Genomic DNA, 18,250 nt, shown 5'->3' with positions numbered 1-18,250 from the left:
ATCTTCGCCATGCCGGCCGACGAAGATGGTTCAGGCGCCGGCCAGCATTTCGGCCACCCGCTCCGACAGCACATCGATATCGAACGGCTTGGTCATCACGGCCATGCCTTCGGCCAGCTTGCCGTTGCCCAGCACGGCAGCTTCCGCATACCCGGTCAGGAACAGCACGCGCAAGCGCGGCTTGATCCGCATTCCCCGCTCCGCCATTTGGCGCCCGTTCATGCCCCCGGGCAGGCCGATATCGCTCACCAGCAAATCGATCGGCGCGCCCGATTCGAGCACCGCCAGGCCGGCGGCGCTGTCACCCGCCTGCAAGACGGTGCAACCGAGGTCGGCCAATATATCGGCGATCAGCAGGCGTACGCTCGGCTCGTCATCGACCACCAGCACGGTGGCGCTGCGGACATCGCGCGCCACGGTGGAGGTTTTCTGGCCGGTGTCGCCAGCATCGGCCACGCCGTCGTGGCGCGGCAGGTAGATGCAGACGGTGGTGCCCACGCCCGGCTCCGAATAGATGCGCACGTGGCCGCCCGACTGCTTGGCAAAGCCATACACCATCGACAAGCCGAGCCCGGTGCCTTCGCCGACCTGCTTGGTGGTGAAGAACGGTTCGAACACGCGCGCGATCACCTCCGGCGCGATGCCGGTGCCGGTATCCTGCACGCTGAGCGACAGGTATTCGCCGGCCGGCAAATCGTCGGCCTCGGCCGCTTCGCCGTCGAGCCAGTGGTTGGCGGTGGCAATGCGGATATGGCCGCCTTCGGGCATGGCGTCGCGCGCGTTGATGCACAGGTTGAGCAGAGAATTTTCCAGCTGTGACGGATCGACCAGCGCGGTCCACAAATCGTCGGGACCATGCGCCTCCACCTGCACGGCGGGCCCCACGGTGCGCCGCACCAGGTCTTCCATGCCGCGCACCAGGCGGTTGACATCGGTGGGCTTGGGATCGAGCGTTTGCTGGCGCGAGAAGGCCAGCAGCCGGTGGGTAAGCGACGCCGCGCGCTTGGCCGCGTCGCTGCCCACATCGACATAGCGCTTGATGTCGCCATAGCGGCCCTGGCCGATGCGCTGGGCGATCATGTCGAGGCTGCCCTGGATGCCGGCCAGCAGGTTGTTGAAATCATGCGCCAGCCCGCCGGTCAGCTGGCCGACCGCCTCCATCTTCTGCGCCTGGCGCAGCGCATCTTCGGCCGAGCGCAGCAATTCGGCTTGCTCCTTCTCGGCGGTGACATCGCGGCCGACCGCATAGATGTTCTCGGCATCGGGCCGGATCGACCACGAAATCCAGCGGTAGCTGCCATCCTGGTGGCGGTAGCGGTTATCGAAGCGCGTGAGCGCGCCACCCTCGGCCAGAATGCGCGCGGCATCGGCGGTGCGGTTGATATCGTCGGGATGGATATGGTCAAGCAGGTTGGCGCCAACCAGCTCGCTTTCGTCCAGGCCCAGCACGTCGTGCCACGCCGGATTGACGGTATTGATGCGGCCATCGAAACCGCAGCGCAGCATGATGTCCGCCGACAGTTCCCACAGGCGATTGCGATCGCGCGTGCGCTCATCGACGGTACGCACCAGGGTGGCCTGGGCGGTGTGAATCTCGCGGTCCTTGCGGACCTGTTCGGTAATCTCCTGCCCCTGGTTGAGCAGGCCGACGACCGAGCCGTCCTCGCCAACGATGGGCGCGGCGGCAAAGTTCCAGAAGGTTTTCTCGCGCCGGCCGTGGCGGTAAATCATCAGCTCGACATAATTGTGCGAGAAGCCCAGGCCGGTCGCCATGGCCCGATGAAAATCGGGCGCCACTTTATCCCAGGCGCTGCCCCACACGCTGGCAACCGGCTGGCCCAGTGCGGCCGGATGGCGGTCGGCCAGCGATTCGGCATAGGCATCGTTGTAGAACATGCGCAGTTCGGGACCCCACAGCACGGTGCCAAGAATGGGGGAGTTGAGGCAGGTCGAGATGGAAGTGCGCAGCGATTGCGGCCAGGCGTGAGGATCGCCCAGCGCCGTGGCGGTCCAGTCATGGGCGCGCATCAAGGCGCCGACTGCACCACCATTATCAAGAAAGGAGAGCGAACTGGTCATGACTGATCTCTGAAACCCGATGCTTGCCGGCGCCCGGGTAGGGCGCACGGTAACGTTGTTAGGAGTTGTTGCATGCAACACGCTCGCGCGTTTACACGCGGAAAAGCGGTAGCCAGGGCGGGATCAGGGACCAGGCAGAGGTCGGGGTCGCAGCCACGCAGGTGTGGGCCGCAAAGCGGCATCGGGCAGAGACCTCGATATTGTAGCTTATGAATTCGCTATCACTGAGGAAGTTGCCAAATAAAGTTGGTGCTGTGTGGATTTCTTGCTATAATCTGCGGCTTCTCCGAGAGGGGAAGAGTTGCAGGAGAGGTGGATGAGCGGTTGAAGTCGCACGCCTGGAAAGCGTGTATAGGGTCAAACCTATCGGGGGTTCGAATCCCCCTCTCTCCGCCAGGAATAGAAATGTAAAAAAGGCCACCCTCGGGTGGCCTTTTTGCATTTCTTTCGTGCCGGAGAGAGGCAGAGCGCCTGCGCGCTCTGCGAGGGGAATTCGAAGGCCTCGCCCCTGCAGGGGCGTGCCGCTTCGAATCGCCCATTTGCCGCCGCGCGATCGGTGGCTTCGCGCGCGGAGGGCGCGCGGTTTACACCTGATCAAGCTTTTCGATTTGGAGCAATCGTTGTCTTACTTCTTCGGTGTGAGCATCAGCAGCCGGCCGCTCGAACCGTCTTCCAGCAGCCACAGCGCGCCATCCGGCCCGGTGCGTACGGCGCGGATGCGTTCGCCCATGTCCCAATGATCCTTTTTAGTTGCGTTCTCGCCGTCGAGGGCGATACGGTCCAGCGATTTGCCCGAGAGACCGGTGATAAAGAGCGAATTTTTCCACTTCGGGAACAGGTCCGCATCGTAGTAGGCGAGGCCGCCTGGTGAGATGGCCGGATTCCAGGACACTTTCGGGGCCTCGAAGCCGTCGCCGGGCGCATGGTCGGGGATGTCCCGGCCGTCATAGTGGTTGCCATTCGACACCTTCGGCCAGCCGTAGTTGAGGCCTGGCTTGATCAGGTTGATCTCGTCGCCGTGACGCGGTCCCATTTCCATTTCCCACAGGCGCCCCTGCTTGTCGAAGGCGATGCCCAGCAGGTTGCGGTGACCATACGACCAGATGGCTGCATCGAAGCCCTTGGCCGCGAGCGGGTTGCCGGTGGCCGGCGTGCCGTCGAGGTTCAGGCGCAGCACCTTGCCGAGCGTCGACTTGGGATCCTGCGCCGGCTCGAGAAGCTGGCGGTCGCCACTGGTGAAGAACAGATACTTGCCATCTGGCGAGAAGCCGATACGGCCCGAATAGTGCCCGCCAGTCGAAGCTTCCTGGCCGCGGAAAATGGCTTTTGTATCCTTGAGCGTGCCGCCTGCCAGATCCAGTGTCGCGGTGGCGAGCACGACCCGGCTGTTGGCACCGGTACTCGCTTCGGAGTAGCTGAAGTAGACCAGCTTGCTGGTTGCGAAATCGGGCGCGGGCACGATGTCCATGAGCGCGCCCTGGCCCTTGCTGCTGACGGCGGGTGTGCCGGACACTGTGCGCCTGGTGCCGGTGGCGGGATCGAACAGGATCAGCGTTCCCTCTTTTTGCGTCACCAGCACATTGCCGTTGGGCAGGAACGCCAGGGCCCAGGGGTTCTTGAAGGTGCCGACCGGCTTGACCTCGAAAGGCAGGCCGCCGGTCGCGGATGCACCGGCCTGCGCGTTCGCGACCATCGGGACAGCAGCGAGCGCGAGCAGGGTGAGCGAGAAAGTGGTGGCAACGCCGAGCTTTTTCAAATTCATGTTTTCCAGATCTCCATCGGTGGAATTGATGCCAGCTTGTTGGGACGAAACGTATGCCGCCTCGCGCCCGTTCAGGTGCGGCTTTGCCAGCACAGCGATTCCGGCTTCACCGAGCGTTCGGATCGGCCGCGCGCCGGCTTGAGCTTCGCGGCCCTGCTGGTCCATAGAAACTTCGGGAAGTGTAGAGCAAAACTCCCATTGCAGACGCGCCACTGGTCGCGGCCGGTGGATGCAGCAAAGGGCGATACGCTCTGGCAGAAAATCGATACAAACCGCGCCCAGGCCCGCGTAAAACTTTCGCAGAAGACGCTGGGCACGATGGTGCCCGATAGCGAGCCTTATTTGGCGGAGGCCGTACACTGACTCGGCCAATCTGTGCCATCATGCATCCCCCGCCCTGAAAGTCACCCCCATGCCGACCGCTACGCCCCAATTCTCCCTGCGCCGTTACCAGGAGCTCTTCGAACAGGCGCCGGTCAGCATCCAGATCCTGGCACCGGACGGGCGCACGATCCGGGTAAACAAGGCCTGGGAAAACCTGTGGCAAATTCATGAGGGCACGGCCTTGCGCGACTTCGTTTTCAGCGCTGATTACAACGTGCTGACCGATCCGCAACTGGTCGAGAGCGGTATCGCGGTGCTGCTTCGCAGTGCTGTCGGGGGGGAGTCGGTGAAGATCCCGGCGGCCCGCTATGACGTCAGTGCGCTTGGCGGCGAGGGGCCGGCGCGCTGGGTGACCGCGCGCGCGCATCCGATCAAGGATGGCGAGGGCAATATCGTCGAAGTGATGCTGATGCATGAAGACATTACCGAGCGGGTAGAGAGCGAGAATGCGCTGCGCCTGCGCGAAGAACGGTTCCGCTCGCTCGTGATGGCTACCTCGCAAATCGTGTGGACCAACACGGCCGATGGCCGCGTGCTCGAAGATTCGCCGTCGTGGCGCGCATTCACCGGGCAGACCTACGAGCAGTGGAAGGAATTCGGCTGGCTCGACGCCCTGCATCCCGATGACCGCGCGCCCACCGAGGCGCTGTGGCACACCTGCGTGGCGGCGCGCTCCGTGTTTGAAACCAGTTACCGGATACGGCGCACGGACGGCAACTACCGCTGGACCGCCGTCAAGGGCGTGCCCATCCTGGCGGCCGACGGCTCGGTACGCGAATGGATCGGGGCCAACACCGATATCCACGAGATGGTCATGGCCAAACTGGTGCTGGCACAGCGGCTCGATCGCGAGCAGCACACCAGCGCGCTGCTCGGCAAGGTTGCGCAGGCGGCGCGCACCTTGCATAAGATACTTTCGACCGATGAGATCGCAAAGACGCTGGTGACGGAAGTGCGCGCAACCCTGGGGGCGCACCAGGCCATCATCTCGCTGGCCGATGCCGGAACCGGCGTGGTGACGGTCAATGCCGTGTCGCAATCGGAGCACTACGCACCCGCCGCGCCTGTGCCTGCATCTGGCCGCCTGGCGGTGCCCCTGATCGACCGTGCCGGCAAACATCTCGGCCTGATCGAAGCGGTGGACAAGATCGATGGCGATTTCACGGTCGAGGACGAAGCCATCCTGATGCAGCTGGCGTCGATCGCTGCCACCGGGTTCGAGAACGCCAGGCTCTACTGTTCATTGCAGGAGCAGGATGGTCGCAAGGACGAATTCCTCGCCATGCTGGCCCACGAGCTGCGCAACCCGCTGGCGCCGATCACTTCCGCAGCGCACCTGCTGCAATTGAAGCCGTCCGATGAAGCGCTGGTGCGCAGGTCGGGCCAGATGATCGGCCGGCAGGTGCGCCACCTGACCGCGCTGGTGGACAGCCTGCTCGACGTCTCGCGCGTGACCCACGGACTGATCGAGCTCGAAACGGCAGTGATCGACCCGATGGGGATTGTTGCTGCTGCCATGGAACAGTCGCAACCGCTGGTCGCGGCCCACCGGCACGTGTTGACGACGAGCGGTCACGCCGGTGGCGCGGCCATCGTCGGCGACCCGGTACGGCTGACGCAGGTGCTGGTCAATTTGCTCAACAACGCTGCGAAATATACGCCGCCCGGCGGCCGCATTGACGTCAACATTGCGCGGCACGGGCAGGTCGTCTCGATCGCGGTGCGCGACAACGGCATCGGCATCGACGCGCAGCTGCTGCCCCGGATCTTCGATCTGTTCGTCCAGGCCGAGCGCTCGACGGACCGGTCCGAGGGCGGACTTGGTATCGGCCTGGCGCTGGTGCGGGAAGTCGTCGCGTTGCACGGCGGCCAGGTAGCCGCACACAGCGCTGGCGCAGGCCAGGGCAGTACATTTACGCTGACCTTGAAAGTTGCTGGGGGTGCCAGCGCCTGACGCGGCGGGGCGCGCCAGATTTAGGTATACACGGAAACACAAACTAATATATGATGGTCGTCATAAAAGTGGGTGGGTCGCAGCACCCCTACTTTTTTCGTAAAAATATGATGATCGTCATATTTTGCGCGAACTGCACTTCATTCGATTTGAAAGGAAATATCATGACGACCCCCAAGGTAGTACTGGTGACCGGCGTTTCGTCCGGCATCGGCCGCACGGCCGCCATGCAGTTTGCCCGGCACGGCTGCCAGGTGTTCGGCACCGTGCGCAACCTCGCCACGGCAGTGCCATTGCCAGGCGTGACGCTGGTGGCGATGGACGTGCGCGACACCGACTCAGTGCAGCGCGCCGTTGCCGACATCATCGGCCGCGCCAGCCGCATCGATGTGTTGGTCAACAACGCCGGTGTGAATATGACCGGCGCCGTGGAGGAGACCAGCATCGCCGAAGCGCACGTCATGTTCGAGACCAATGTCTTCGGCGCCATGCGCACCATCCACGCCGTGCTGCCGCAGATGCGGGCGCTGGGCGCGGGGCGGATCGTTAACATCAGCTCGGTTCTAGGGTTTCTGCCGTCGCCGTACATGGGGCTGTACTCGGCATCGAAACATGCGCTCGAGGGGCTGTCCGAGTCGCTCGACCACGAGGTGCGCCAGTTCGGCATTCGCGTCACGCTGGTCGAACCGGCGTACGCCAAGACCAGCCTGGAGGCCAATTCGCCCACCGCCAACTCTACCATCGCCGCGTACGATCGCGAGCGCACTGCGTCTGCTGCTGCGGTGGCGCGGGAAATCAACAAGGCGCCCGCGCCCGACAGCGTGGCGGCGACCATCGTCGAGGCTGCGCTGGGTAAATGGCAGATGCGCAAAACGCCGCCAGGTTCGGCATCGCTGTTGAGCAAGTTACGCCGGTTTATGCCGGCAGGCCCGGTGGATGCGAGCTTGAGGAAACAGTTCGGGCTTGGCTAGGCGCCGCGCGGTCATGGCCCGAACGGGCGCTCGAGCAGTACCGCCCCCAGCCCAGTCGCGCCCAGTGCATCGTCGCCGTTGCGCAGCGGGCACTCGGTAGTGGACAGGCACCCGCACCCGATGCAACCATCGAGTTCATCGCGCAGCCGCGTCAGGCGGGCGATTCGGTCGTCGAGTTCGGCGCGGAAATCCTCGCCCAGCTTGCGCCACTCCCTGGCGCTGATGATGCGGTCTTGCGGCAGTTTTTTGAGGTACGCGCTGATGGTCTCGAGCGGGATGCCGGTGCGTTGCGCCACCTTGATCACGGCGATCTGCCGCAGCACGCTGCGCCCGTAGCGGCGCTGGTTGCCCTCGGTGCGCCAGCCCTTGATCAAGCCCTTGGATTCGTAAAAGTGCACGGTCGATACCGCCACGCCGCTGCGGCTGGCCACGTCGCCCACGGTCAGCTGGGTTTTCTCCGGATCGATCCTGTTCATCGGCGCCATCGCTCCACCACCTCGAAAATCCCCATCCCCACCAGCATGCTCGCCACAAACACCAGCACCTTGCCATTGCCGGTGGCAATCAGCGCCAGGGCCGGGCCGGGGCACAGGCCGGCCAATCCCCAGCCGGCGCCGAAGGCCAGCGCGCCCAGTACCAGGCGGCGGTCGATGCGGGTGGCGGTGGGCAGTTGCAGTGGCGCGCCGGTCAAGGTGCGCTGGCGCCTGGCCGCCACCACGAACGCCGGCAACGCGACCGCGATGGCGCCGCCCATCACGAATGCCAGCGACGGGTTCCACAGTCCGGCCAGGTCGAGAAAACCGAGTACCCGCGCCGGGTCGGTCATGCCGGAGACGATCAGGCCCAGGCCGAACACCAGGCCCACCAACAAGGAGATTAATATTTGCATGGTGCGCTCCTAGGCCAGCACGTGGCGCACGAGGTACACGGTAACGAAGCCGGCCAGCATGAAGATGGCCGTGGCCACCATCGAACGCGGCGAGCGGCGCGAGAGGCCGCACACGCCGTGGCCGCTGGTGCAGCCGGCGCCGTAGCGCGTGCCCAGGCCCACCAGCAGGCCGGCTGCGATCAGCACGACGTTATCTGCGGCTATCGTGACGGCCGGCAGGGGCGCCGTCAATGCATAGATTACGGGTGCGACGACCAGCCCGCCAATAAGGGCCGCGCGCCAGCCGATGTCGCCGCGCGCCGGCTTGAAGAGGCCACCGAGCAAGCCGCCCAGCACGCCGCTGATGCCGGCGATTTTGCCGTTGAATAAAATCAGTGCGGCGCAGGCGGCGCCGATCAGCAGGCCGCCGGCCAGCGCGCTCCACGGTGCGAAGTTGATCCAGTCTATCGTCATGAGAAACCTTTCGAAGGGATCAAATTGTAGCGGGTTCCTGCAAGGTGCACCGGGCAAGAAAAATGCCGCGACGGCTGGCACCGTGCGGCATTTCCGAAAGCGACGATCAGCTCGAACAATTACCTCAAAACTCTTCCCACTCGGCTTCCTTGACCTGGCTGGAGAATTTGGTTGCCGGGGCGGGTTTCGGTGCGCTGGCCAGTTGCCGCACCGGCGCTTTGACAGCCGGTTTGAGCGCAGCCACCGGCCGCGTCATCTTGCGCACCGGCGCCGCCGTGGCGGGTGAGGCCATCTCGTCCAGCTTGAACACGCTCACTGCCTGCGCCAGCTTGCCGGCCTGTTCCTGCAGGGCCGACGTGGCCGCTGCTGCTTCTTCCACCAGCGCGGCGTTCTGCTGGGTCACGGTGTCCATCGACGTGATCGCTTCGTTGATCTGTTCGATGCCCATTTCCTGTTCGCGGCTGGCGGTCGTGATTTCGCCGACGATGCTGGTGAGCTTGTGCACGCTGGCCACCACTTCGTCCATGGTCGTGCCGGCGGTGCTCACCAGCTTGTTACCGGCTTCCACTTTTTCCACCGAGTCGCCGATCAGCACCTTGATTTCCTTGGCCGCGCTGGCCGAACGCTGCGCCAGGTTGCGCACTTCCGACGCCACGACCGCGAAGCCGCGGCCCTGTTCACCGGCGCGCGCCGCTTCCACCGCTGCATTCAGCGCCAGGATGTTGGTCTGGAAGGCAATACCGTCGATCACCGAGATGATATCGACGATCTTGCTGGCGGACGTGTTGATCGACTCCATGGTGGCGACGACCTGCGACACCACGTCACCACCACGCACGGCAACTGCCGCAGCGGACTGCGCCAGCTGGTTGGCCTGACGCGCGTTCTCGCTGTTCTGCTTGACGGTGGAGGTCAGTTCTTCCATCGACGACGCGGTTTCTTCCAGCGCGCTGGCCTGTTCTTCGGTGCGCGAGGACAGGTCCATATTTCCGGTAGCGACTTCAGTGGTGGCCGTGGCGATTTCCTCGGTACCGTTGCGCACTTCGCCGACGATTTTCTTGAGGTTGTCGTTCATTTCCGCCAGCGAGGCCAGCAACATGCCGATCTCGTCTTTGGACGTGACCGTGATGCGGCTGGTCAGGTCGCCCGCCGCCACGGTGCGCGCCACGTCCACCGCGCGGTTGACGGGAATGGTGATCGAGCGCGTGATGATCACGCCGATGACGATTGCAGCGAGCGCCGCGATGGCAGAGAGAATCAGCGTGGACTTGATGGCGACGCTGCCGTGGTTGCGGGCCTCATCGGCCGAATCCTGCATCAGTTTTTCCTGGAACGCCACCATCGTCTTCAGCGCGTCGAAGAATTTGTTTTGCGGTGGGCGCAAATTTTTCAGCACGTACTGGCCTGCCGCTTCGGCCTGGCCGTCGCGCAGCAGTTTGACCGCGGCCTCACGCGCCTGGGCATAGCCGCCGCGTGTTTCAGTCAGTACGTCGAACAGGCGCCTGCCTTCGTCGCTATTGATCATGCCCTTGAATTGCTCCAGCGCCCTGGTGTTCTTTTGAACCGAATCTTCCAGCTTGGCAAGTGATGACGTCACCTCGGCCGGGTCATTGGCGCCGATGGTTGCATTGCGGATGAACCTGGCCTGGGCGTTGACTTCATCCTGGATCGACTTGGTCAGCATGACCTTCACATAGCGGTCTTCCAGCATGGTGTCGGTGGCGGCGTTGATGCTCTGGATGCGGCTGATCGCCATCGCGGCGACCATCACCAGCAACAACAGTACGATGCCGAAGCCGGCAGCAAGCCGGGTGCCGATTTTTAAATTCGAGATATTCATGTCTTTTCGCCGTAGGTAGTGCAAGGTGGGACGGAATCCCGAGGGCGAGGGGACGACTGTAAGCGCGCAGACCAGGAGCGGGGCGGGGCGCCTGGAACATCAGTTAAACGGTTGCAGACGAGTTTATTTAACTAATTGTCCCAGGGCAAGATATTGTTGATGAATGCTGATTATTGGTAGTCAGGCGTTGTTATTACGCTAGTGCCCAGCCCGCTAGCGTTTCGCCTGCTGCAAATCGAGCAGATAGACATCGTTCTCGCGCAGCGGCAGGCTGGTGGAAAAGCGTCCGTCGGCGCCCACCCGCACGGTCTTTTGCTCCGATGGTTTGCCGGTGGCCATGGCCTTCAGTGTCGTCACTTGCGGGCGGGTCAGCTGTTTGGGCGAACCCATTTTAATGTAGCCGGTATAGGCGTCGTTGCGCTGGTAGCCCACTTGCGAAACGGTCAGCGTGTAGGCGCCCGGTTTCAGCCCGCCCACGTTCACCGCCACCTTGCCCTTGTCCCTCGCTGGCAAGTCCTGGACGAAGTACTGCTGGTTGTTGATCTTCTCCGGCAGGGTATAGGTGTAATCCCACAGCAGCACTTGCGCGTTGCCTCTGGCGTCGGCGGTGGCGTACGAGCGGGCGTCGGTGTTTTTCAATTCGTTCGGCGCCAGCTGATTGAGGAACTGGTACGCAAAATAAGCGGGCTTCTTGATGCCCTGCGTGTTCATCAAGCCGAAGCCACCGTGGAACGCTTCGATGCGCGGTCCCGCTTCCTCGAAAATATCGGTGAAGACCCAGTACGACATCGACTGTGCGGCCGTACCTACCTGCTTGAGCTTTTGCAGGATGTACGCGGCCTGGTGATAGCTGTCGTGCGAAGGATCGGACGGCGTGTACGACGAACTCCACTCGGTATAGTGCAGCTCCAGCTTGGGCATGGCGGACGCGCCGATCTCCTGGCGGTTGCGCAGCACGTCGTTGCTGATCCCCCCATCGTCCTTGAGCAGAACCGTGCCGGTGGTGCCGTATTCGTCGAGGAAGCCTTGGCCCACGCCGTAGGTGTGGGTGCTGACGAAATCGAGCGGCACCTTGTTCTTGTCGGCGTAGGCGATGGTCTCGGGGATCCACGCGGCGCCGGCGGTGGCGGGACCGCCCACGCGGTAGCGTGCATCCACGCTCTTGATGGCGCGCGCGGCGTGCGCATACAGTTTGAAGTATTCATCCTGGGTGCCGGCCCAGAAGCCATCCAGGTTAGGCTCGTTCCACACCTCGAAGTACCAGCTGGCCACTTCGTCGGCGCCATAGCGCTCGGTCCAGTGCGCGGTGAGCGCCTTCACCAGCCGCTCCCACGCTTCGTAGCTCTTGGGCGGCGTGACGTTCCCGCGCCACCAGAAAATGGTCTTGTCGCCGCTGGCCATTTGCGACGGCATGAAGCCCAGTTCCACGAACGGTTTGACCTTGATGCTCAGCAGATAGTCGTACAGCGCGTCGATGTACTGGAAGTTGTAATGTTCCTTGCCCTGCGCATCGATACGATACACGCCCATGTCGTCGGTGAGCAGGCCGTGCATGCGGATGTATTTGAAGCCGGCGTCGCGCTTGATCTCGGCAAGCTGCTGCTGCCAGTCGGCGCGCAGGCCTTCGTTGGCACGGCCGGCGCCCACGGCAAAATTGAAGGTGGCCGGCAGCGGGCCGGCTACCTGTTTGACGTTGACGTCGATGACGCGGTCCTGCGCGAGGGTGTATGCCGGCGCCAGGACGGCGGCGGCCAATAATGTCAGTTGCGCGATTTTTTTGGTTTGCATTTGTCTCTCTCCATTGGTAGCACCATGTCCATGGGGTGCACCATTCTGAGAGAGACGCCTGGTCGCCGCAACACTGAAAATGCGTTTTCGCGGTTACGAAATTCGCCAAACGGTTACAGCATCGCTTCGGCGGGACCGAAGAATTCGTACCGCGCCTGCGCATCCGGCACGCCCAGCGCACGCAGGCTGGCTTTCACGCTGTGCATGAAGGCAGTGGGCCCGAGGAAGTAGGCATCGACATCGTTGGACGGCAGCCATTGCGCCAGCAGCTCTTGATCGAGGTAACCGGTGGCGTGCGGCGCCGCACCGGTGCCGTCGTGCGCCGCATAGCAGAAATGATGGTGCAGTTTGGGGTACTGGCCGGCCAGTGTTTCGATATGCTCGCGGAACGCGTACACCTGGCCGTTGCGGGCGGCGTGGATGAAGTGCACGGTGCGGTTGGCGCGCAGCGCGGCGGTCAGCATGGCCAGGGTGGGCGTGATGCCCACGCCGCCGCTGATTAAGACTACCGGCCGCTTAAAGATGGGGCGAATGTGTCGGGCGTGTCCGGTTGAATTGTCATTTACAACGGCGGATGGAAATACTATATTCATAAGTCTTCGCCAGCCCGGCGCGTCTCAAGAGAGGAATACCATGGCCATCCGCACGCTCACCGCCACCTGGACCGCTGCCCCCGGCAGCCTTGGCAGCGCCACCGCCGTCATCACGCTCGATACCGACCTGGTGACCACCACCCCGGGCGGCTCCATTCCCATCGCCCAGGTCCAGGACCTGACTGTGACCGTGCAGGGCGCGCGCGCCGGCAATGGCACCTTCGGCAAGGACGATTTCAACGCGGTGCAGTTCTACGCCGGCTTCCCGCTCGACTTCTCGCAGCCGCTGATCGGCCAGACCGGCGGCAGTGGCGGCCTCGCTTATGGCACGCCCGATGCGCAAGGCGGCGCCGGCGACTTCAACCTGCTCTCCGGCAGCAACGGCGAAGGGCCGGCCGGCGTGGCCGCGTTCACCCTGGCCACCAATGGCAGGAACGATCCGTCCGACGTGCTGGTCATCGCCTCCATTAATCCCTGAATCCTCCTGGCCGCTGCGCGTTATGGGCGGTGCGGCCAATATCATTCGTCCGCTTGGTGAATTTCGCAATTGCGGCAGCCGGTAGCTGCTTGCAGAATGAACGCAAAATAAAACCCAAGCGAGACAATCGATGACGTATTTCTCCCGCCGCGCGCGCGCCTTGTTTGCGAACGCGCACGCCAGCGCGCGCGCTGTGTTTGCGAGCGCACTGGCATGTGCTTTCGTCTGCGCCGGATCCGGTACCGGCTTCAGCACTGCGCTGGCCGCAACTCAGTCCGCAGCGCTGCCAGCCGCGCCCAGGCAACTGACGATCTATAACGGCGCGCCGCCTGCCGGCTTCCACCTCACCGTCGCCGATTCCGAATCGAGCAGCGTGCTGGCCGGCGCCACCGCCGCGGTCACGCCGCCGCCCGGCACGCCCACGCGCCAGGTCATCGCCACCCGCACCGGCAAGGAAATCGCCCTGCAATGGAAGGACGCCTGGTACGCCGCGTTGCGCGTCGATGGCGGCCAGCCGCTCGACTTGCGGCCATACGTGGAACGCGGCGTGCTGGCGCTGGATGTCAAGGTCGATGAACTGGCCAATGGCGGCCTGGCCTTCAAGGTTGGCTGCGGCGATCAGTGCCATCGCGCCGTCTCGTACGTGGTGCCGGCGCGCGCGGCGCAGGGCAAGGGCTGGCAAAAACTGTCGTATGCAATGAGCTGCTTCGTGCGCGATGGCGCCGATTTTTCCGCCGTCAAGCTGCCGTTCGCGCTGGAGGCCACCGGCGCCGGCAAGGTGTCCATCGCCAATGTGCGTTTCATCCGGCAGGCCAGGCCGACCATGGCATGTCCCGACTACCGCACCGCGTCGGTCACGCCCGATAAACTCAACGAATCGTGGTCCATCGGCTGGTGGACCGGCCGCCACGAACAAAAGCTCAAGGAGGCCGCTGCCTTGGGCAAAAAGGCGCAGGTGGTATTCATCGGCGACTCGATCACCGAGGGTTGGGAAAAGAGCGGTGCGCCAGTCTTCCGGCAGTATTACAAGCCGCTCGATGCGCTGGCGCTGGGCTTCGGCGGCGACCGCACCGAAAACGTCCTGTGGCGGCTGCAGCACGGCGAGGTCGATGGCCTCGCGCCGAAGGTAGCGGTGCTCATGTTCGGCACCAACAACACCGGCCATCGCAAGGAAAATCCGGTGACCACGGCAGCCGGCATCAAGCGCAATATCGACGAACTGCGCCAGCGCCTGCCGGACACCAAAATCCTGCTGCTGGCGATCTTCCCGCGCGGCGCCACGGCCGACGATGCGGAGCGGCGCCTTAATGACCAGGTCAACGCCATCATTGCCGGTTACGCGGACAATCGCCACGTGTTCTACCTCGATATCGGCGCATCGTTCCTGGCGCCGGATGGCACGCTGTCGAAGGACATCATGCCGGATCTGCTGCATCCGAACCAGAAGGGTTACGAGATCTGGGCGCGGGAAATGGCGCCGACGCTCGATAAATTGCTGGGCGGGCAAAGTGCCGGTGCTGCCACTGTCAGCGCAGCGAGAGCCCAGGCAGCCAGCGGTAATGCCACTTCTGGCGCCGGCTACGCCTGGCGCCCGGTCGCCATCGGCGGCAGCGGCTTCATCTCCGGCATCATCCCCAGCAAAACACAAAAAGACCTGATCTACCTGCGCACCGACGTCGGTGGCGCCTATCGCCGCAATGCCGCCAGCGGGCGCTGGGTCGCGTTGATGGACTGGGTGTCCGACAAGGAGACCGGCATCATGGGCGTGGAGTCGATCGCCACCGATCCGGCGTCACCGAACAAGCTCTATCTGTCCACCGGCATCGAGTACCTGAACGGCGGCGCCAGCGCCATCCTCAAGTCCGACGACTACGGCGACACCTTCACAAGAATCGACGTCACCAGCCAGTTCAAAATCCACGGCAACGGCATGGGGCGCGGTAACGGCGAGAAGCTGCAAGTCGATCCGGCCAACGGCAAAATTCTTTATATCGGCACGCGCGCCAACGGCATGTTCAAGAGCGTCGATGAAGGCCTGACGTGGCAGCACCTGGCGGGCCTGGACGTCACCACCACGCCGCCCAACAAGAACGGCGTGAGCTTCGTGGTGCTCGATCCGTCCAGCAAAAAAGACGGCGCAACGCAGCGCCTGTTCGCCGGCGTCTCGCGCTTCGGCAAGAACGGTCCGAACATGTATTTGTCCAACGACGCCGGCCGCACCTTCACGCCGATGGCCGGTGGCCCGGCACACCTGATGCCGCACCGCGCGGTGCTGGCGGACGGCGGCCTGGTGGTCACGTTTGCCAAGGGCGCCGGTCCGTGGGGCGACGTCGCCAACGGCGAAGGCCTGGAGGAGGGTGGCGTGTGGCGCTACGATATCGCGGCCGGCAAATGGCGCGACATCTCGCCGCCGCTCAACCGCGCCTACGCCGGCATTACCGTCGATCCGGCCAACCCGCAGCGCATGATCGTCTCCACCATCAATTACTACCGCTACTCCAAGGGCCGCATGGGCGACCAGTTCTTCGAGACGATCGACGGCGGCAAAAGCTGGAGCAGCATCGTCGATCAGGGCGTGAAAATAGATCCGAACGGCGTCAGCTGGATCGGCGGCAGCTTCATGCACTGGGCCGCCAGCATCGAGTTCGATCCGTTCGATGCCCGCTCGGTGATGGTCGTCTCCGGCAATGGCCTGTTCAAGTCCACCGATGTTCACGCCAAACCGGCGGTCTGGCAGTTCGATGACGATGGTATCGAGGAATCCGTACCGCTCAACCTGGTCAGCATCCCTGGTGGGCCGGTGATTTCGGCCATCGGCGATTACGACGGCTTCCGTCACAGCGATGTCACGCAGTACTCGCCGATCCACACGCCCAGCATGGGCACCACCTGGGGACTGGACTTTGCGGCGCAAAATCCGAACGTGGTGGCGCGCGTGGGCAGCGCCATGTACGTCTCGCGCGACATGGGCGTGACCTGGAAAAAGACCGCCAAACTGCATGGCGAGAAAGGGCAACTGGCGCTGAGCGCCGATGGCGCCACCATCGTCCACAGCCCGGAAAAATCCGCCACCAGCTACTACAGCCGCGATGGTGGCGACAGCTGGTCGCAGGTAGCAGGATTGAACGGCGCGCGGCCGGTGGCCGATCCCATGGACGCGAAACGCTACTACGCGGTGCAGGGTGCCACGTTCCTGGTCAGCCGCGACGGCGGCGCCTCGTTTGCGCCGGCCGCCACGCTGGCGTCGGCCACGCAAGCGCGGGCCGTGGTGCGCGCGGCGCCGGGACGGTTGGGTGACGTGTGGGTGCCGCTGTACGACGGCGGCCTGGTGCGCTCGGTCGATGCCGGCGCCACGTTCGCCAGCCTGCCGGGCGTCACTTACGCGGCCGCCGTCGGCTTCGGCAAGGCGGCGCCGGGCGCCGGCTATCCCGCCGTGTACATCTGGGGCACGGTAGGTGGCGTGCGCGGCGTGTTCCGCTCGACCGATGCCGGCGCGAGTGATACCGCCACGACATGGCTGCGCATCAACGACGACCAGCACCAATACGGCGGCCCGGGCGACGCCCAGTTCGTCGTGGGCGACGCAAATACCTTCGGCGTGGTGTACATGAGCACCGCCGGCCGTGGCATCGTTTTTGGCCGGCCTGCCGACAGCAAGGGAGAAAAACCGCCAGTCAACTGAATCCTGCAACAGGCGTTTGTACAAAGTAACAAGATTTCGCCTGAATTCCTCAGTTCGTGACGGAACCATGTCACAATACCCGTCGCGCCAAAAATCTGGCGTGCTGGATTGTGTCGTCCCGATAGAGGTGGTTGAAGATGCAGATGAAGTCTCATCGTATCGCACTGTTATTTAACGCAAACAAGATTTTCGACCGCGAAATCATCGCCGGCGTGGCCGCATACCTGGGCAGCACCCGTGCCGCCTGGGATTTGTTCCTGGAAGAGGATTTTCGCCTGCGCCTGTCCGGCCTCGAGAGCTGGCATGGCGACGGCATCATCGCCGATTTCGACGACCCCGCCGTGGCGGCGGCCCTGTCGCGCAGCCGCATCCCGGTCGTGGCCGTGGGCGGCTCGTACGCCGACGACAGCAGCTATCCCGACAGCCGCGTACCCTACGTGGCCACCGATAACTTCAAACTGATCAAACTGGCGCGCGACCACCTGATCGAAGCGGGCCTGCGCAATTTCGCCATGTTCAGCCTGCCGGAGGCGCAGGAAAACCGCTGGGCCCAGGAGCGCGAAAAGGGGTTCCGCACCCTGATGGCCGAAGACAAGATGGAAGCACAGGTCTATCGCGGCCTGGGCACCAGCGCCGCCGCCTGGGACGAAGCGGTGGAACAGCAGATCCAGTGGCTGCACAGCCTGCCCAAGCCGGTCGGCATCATCGCCGTGACCGACGCCCGCGCGCGCCAGCTGATGCAGGCCTGTATCATCGCCGGCATCGAGGTGCCGGAGCAGGTGGCGCTGATCGGCATCGACAACGACCCGCTGGCGCGCATGCTCACCCGTATTCCGCTCAGCTCCGTGATCCAGGGCGCGCAGGAGATGGGCCGCACCGCCGCCCAGCTGCTCGACCAGATGCTGCACGGGGCGCGCCTGCAGGGCACGCGCGTGCTGGTGCCGCCGATCGGCATCAATATCCAGACGTCCACCCGCCACGAAGCGCCCAAGCACCCGCACGTGATGCGCGCGCGGCACTTCATCCGCCAGTATGCGTGCCAGGGCATCAAGACCCACCAGGTGGCCGAGTACGTCGGCATTTCGCGCTCGTCGCTGGAATCGTACTTCCGCCAGGAGCTCGATTGCAGCGTGCACGACGTGATCCTGCGCTTCAAGCTCGACGCGGCGACCGAGATGCTGGCCCGGGGCGACCGGTCGATCTCGGACGTGGCGCTCAGTTGCGGCTTCACGTCGGTGCAGTATATGCACGCGGTATTCAAGCGGGAGCTCGGGTGCACGCCGCGCGCATACCAGGATCAAGCCAAAGATCAGGCCAGAGATCGGGCCAAGGCAGGCCAGGAGCAGGCCTGCGCGTAAATCATGACCGCGCTTGGTG

12 protein-coding genes, 1 tRNA gene and 1 pseudogene are annotated in these 18,250 nt (G+C 63.9%); 6 read left to right on the top strand and 8 right to left on the bottom strand.

The genetic code is table 11. The features are described 5' to 3' along the window. Positions 1-30: 30 nt before the first annotated feature. The gene (locus ASF04_RS00630) at positions 31-2,079 is read right to left on the bottom strand and encodes a PAS domain-containing sensor histidine kinase (protein WP_056137459.1); all 2,049 of its coding nucleotides are present in this window, start codon (positions 2,077-2,079) and stop codon (positions 31-33) included. Positions 2,080-2,385: 306 nt separating this feature from the next. Here ASF04_RS00630 and ASF04_RS00625 point away from each other — a divergent pair. Next, positions 2,386-2,475 (top strand) — tRNA-Ser (locus ASF04_RS00625). Positions 2,476-2,704: 229 nt separating this feature from the next. On the opposite strand, the gene ASF04_RS00620 is transcribed toward ASF04_RS00625, so the two are convergent. After that, positions 2,705-4,006 carry a PQQ-dependent sugar dehydrogenase gene (locus ASF04_RS00620; protein WP_229204873.1) on the bottom strand — a complete coding sequence of 434 codons (1,302 nt, stop codon included), beginning with the start codon at positions 4,004-4,006 and terminating at the stop codon, positions 2,705-2,707. 247 nt (positions 4,007-4,253) lie between these two features. Here ASF04_RS00620 and ASF04_RS00615 point away from each other — a divergent pair, with 247 nt between their 5' ends. Beyond that, positions 4,254-6,179 carry an ATP-binding protein gene (locus ASF04_RS00615; RefSeq protein ID WP_056137457.1) on the top strand — a complete coding sequence of 642 codons (1,926 nt, stop codon included), beginning with the start codon at positions 4,254-4,256 and terminating at the stop codon, positions 6,177-6,179. A 164-nt stretch (positions 6,180-6,343) separates the two neighbouring features. Further along, positions 6,344-7,150, top strand: a complete 807-nt coding sequence (locus ASF04_RS00610) for an oxidoreductase (RefSeq protein ID WP_056137455.1) — start codon at positions 6,344-6,346, stop codon at positions 7,148-7,150. A gap of 11 nt (positions 7,151-7,161) precedes the next feature. On the opposite strand, the gene soxR is transcribed toward ASF04_RS00610, so the two are convergent. The 6 genes and pseudogenes from soxR to ASF04_RS00580 all read right to left on the bottom strand — a co-directional run. Then, entirely contained in the window at positions 7,162-7,626 is a 465-nt protein-coding gene (gene soxR / locus ASF04_RS00605; protein WP_056138350.1) for a redox-sensitive transcriptional activator SoxR, read from the bottom strand. After that, the gene (locus tag ASF04_RS00600; protein WP_056137452.1) at positions 7,623-8,039 is read right to left on the bottom strand and encodes a DUF6691 family protein; all 417 of its coding nucleotides are present in this window, start codon (positions 8,037-8,039) and stop codon (positions 7,623-7,625) included. Before ASF04_RS00600 ends, soxR begins: the two co-directional genes overlap by 4 nt. A gap of 9 nt (positions 8,040-8,048) precedes the next feature. Continuing rightward, positions 8,049-8,492, bottom strand: coding sequence for a YeeE/YedE family protein (locus ASF04_RS00595; protein ID WP_056137448.1), 444 nt, complete (start codon positions 8,490-8,492; stop codon positions 8,049-8,051). Positions 8,493-8,616: 124 nt separating this feature from the next. Beyond that, positions 8,617-10,332 carry a methyl-accepting chemotaxis protein gene (locus ASF04_RS00590; RefSeq protein ID WP_056137446.1) on the bottom strand — a complete coding sequence of 572 codons (1,716 nt, stop codon included), beginning with the start codon at positions 10,330-10,332 and terminating at the stop codon, positions 8,617-8,619. A 213-nt stretch (positions 10,333-10,545) separates the two neighbouring features. After that, positions 10,546-12,120, bottom strand: a complete 1,575-nt coding sequence (locus ASF04_RS00585; RefSeq protein WP_056137444.1) for a glycoside hydrolase — start codon at positions 12,118-12,120, stop codon at positions 10,546-10,548. 113 nt (positions 12,121-12,233) lie between these two features. Further along, positions 12,234-12,635, bottom strand: a pseudogene (locus tag ASF04_RS00580) (nitric oxide dioxygenase); the annotation flags it as partial. A gap of 118 nt (positions 12,636-12,753) precedes the next feature. Here ASF04_RS00580 and ASF04_RS00575 point away from each other — a divergent pair. From ASF04_RS00575 to ASF04_RS00565, 3 genes are all read left to right on the top strand, one after another. Further along, positions 12,754-13,191, top strand: a complete 438-nt coding sequence (locus ASF04_RS00575) for a hypothetical protein (RefSeq protein WP_019921643.1) — start codon at positions 12,754-12,756, stop codon at positions 13,189-13,191. A gap of 130 nt (positions 13,192-13,321) precedes the next feature. Continuing rightward, entirely contained in the window at positions 13,322-16,873 is a 3,552-nt protein-coding gene (locus tag ASF04_RS00570; protein WP_056137441.1) for a GDSL-type esterase/lipase family protein, read from the top strand. Positions 16,874-17,016: 143 nt separating this feature from the next. After that, positions 17,017-18,231 carry a DNA-binding transcriptional regulator gene (locus ASF04_RS00565; protein WP_056137439.1) on the top strand — a complete coding sequence of 405 codons (1,215 nt, stop codon included), beginning with the start codon at positions 17,017-17,019 and terminating at the stop codon, positions 18,229-18,231. Positions 18,232-18,250: the final 19 nt, after the last annotated feature.

The organism is Duganella sp. Leaf61, assembly GCF_001421905.1.
GTDB lineage: Bacteria > Pseudomonadota > Gammaproteobacteria > Burkholderiales > Burkholderiaceae_D > Rugamonas > Rugamonas zoogloeoides.
Note: the sequence above shows the minus strand (reverse complement) of the source record. Positions and strands in the feature narration are given on the sequence as shown.

Coding starts and splice junctions, on each gene's coding strand:
- ASF04_RS00630 (WP_056137459.1), bottom strand. CDS start 2,079: ATGACCAGTTCGCTCTCCTTTCTTGATAATGGTGGTGCAGTCGGCGCC.
- ASF04_RS00620 (WP_229204873.1), bottom strand. CDS start 4,006: ATGGACCAGCAGGGCCGCGAAGCTCAAGCCGGCGCGCGGCCGATCCGA.
- ASF04_RS00615 (WP_056137457.1), top strand. CDS start 4,254: ATGCCGACCGCTACGCCCCAATTCTCCCTGCGCCGTTACCAGGAGCTC.
- ASF04_RS00610 (WP_056137455.1), top strand. CDS start 6,344: ATGACGACCCCCAAGGTAGTACTGGTGACCGGCGTTTCGTCCGGCATC.
- soxR (WP_056138350.1), bottom strand. CDS start 7,626: ATGAACAGGATCGATCCGGAGAAAACCCAGCTGACCGTGGGCGACGTG.
- ASF04_RS00600 (WP_056137452.1), bottom strand. CDS start 8,039: ATGCAAATATTAATCTCCTTGTTGGTGGGCCTGGTGTTCGGCCTGGGC.
- ASF04_RS00595 (WP_056137448.1), bottom strand. CDS start 8,492: ATGACGATAGACTGGATCAACTTCGCACCGTGGAGCGCGCTGGCCGGC.
- ASF04_RS00590 (WP_056137446.1), bottom strand. CDS start 10,332: ATGAATATCTCGAATTTAAAAATCGGCACCCGGCTTGCTGCCGGCTTC.
- ASF04_RS00585 (WP_056137444.1), bottom strand. CDS start 12,120: ATGCAAACCAAAAAAATCGCGCAACTGACATTATTGGCCGCCGCCGTC.
- ASF04_RS00575 (WP_019921643.1), top strand. CDS start 12,754: ATGGCCATCCGCACGCTCACCGCCACCTGGACCGCTGCCCCCGGCAGC.
- ASF04_RS00570 (WP_056137441.1), top strand. CDS start 13,322: ATGACGTATTTCTCCCGCCGCGCGCGCGCCTTGTTTGCGAACGCGCAC.
- ASF04_RS00565 (WP_056137439.1), top strand. CDS start 17,017: ATGAAGTCTCATCGTATCGCACTGTTATTTAACGCAAACAAGATTTTC.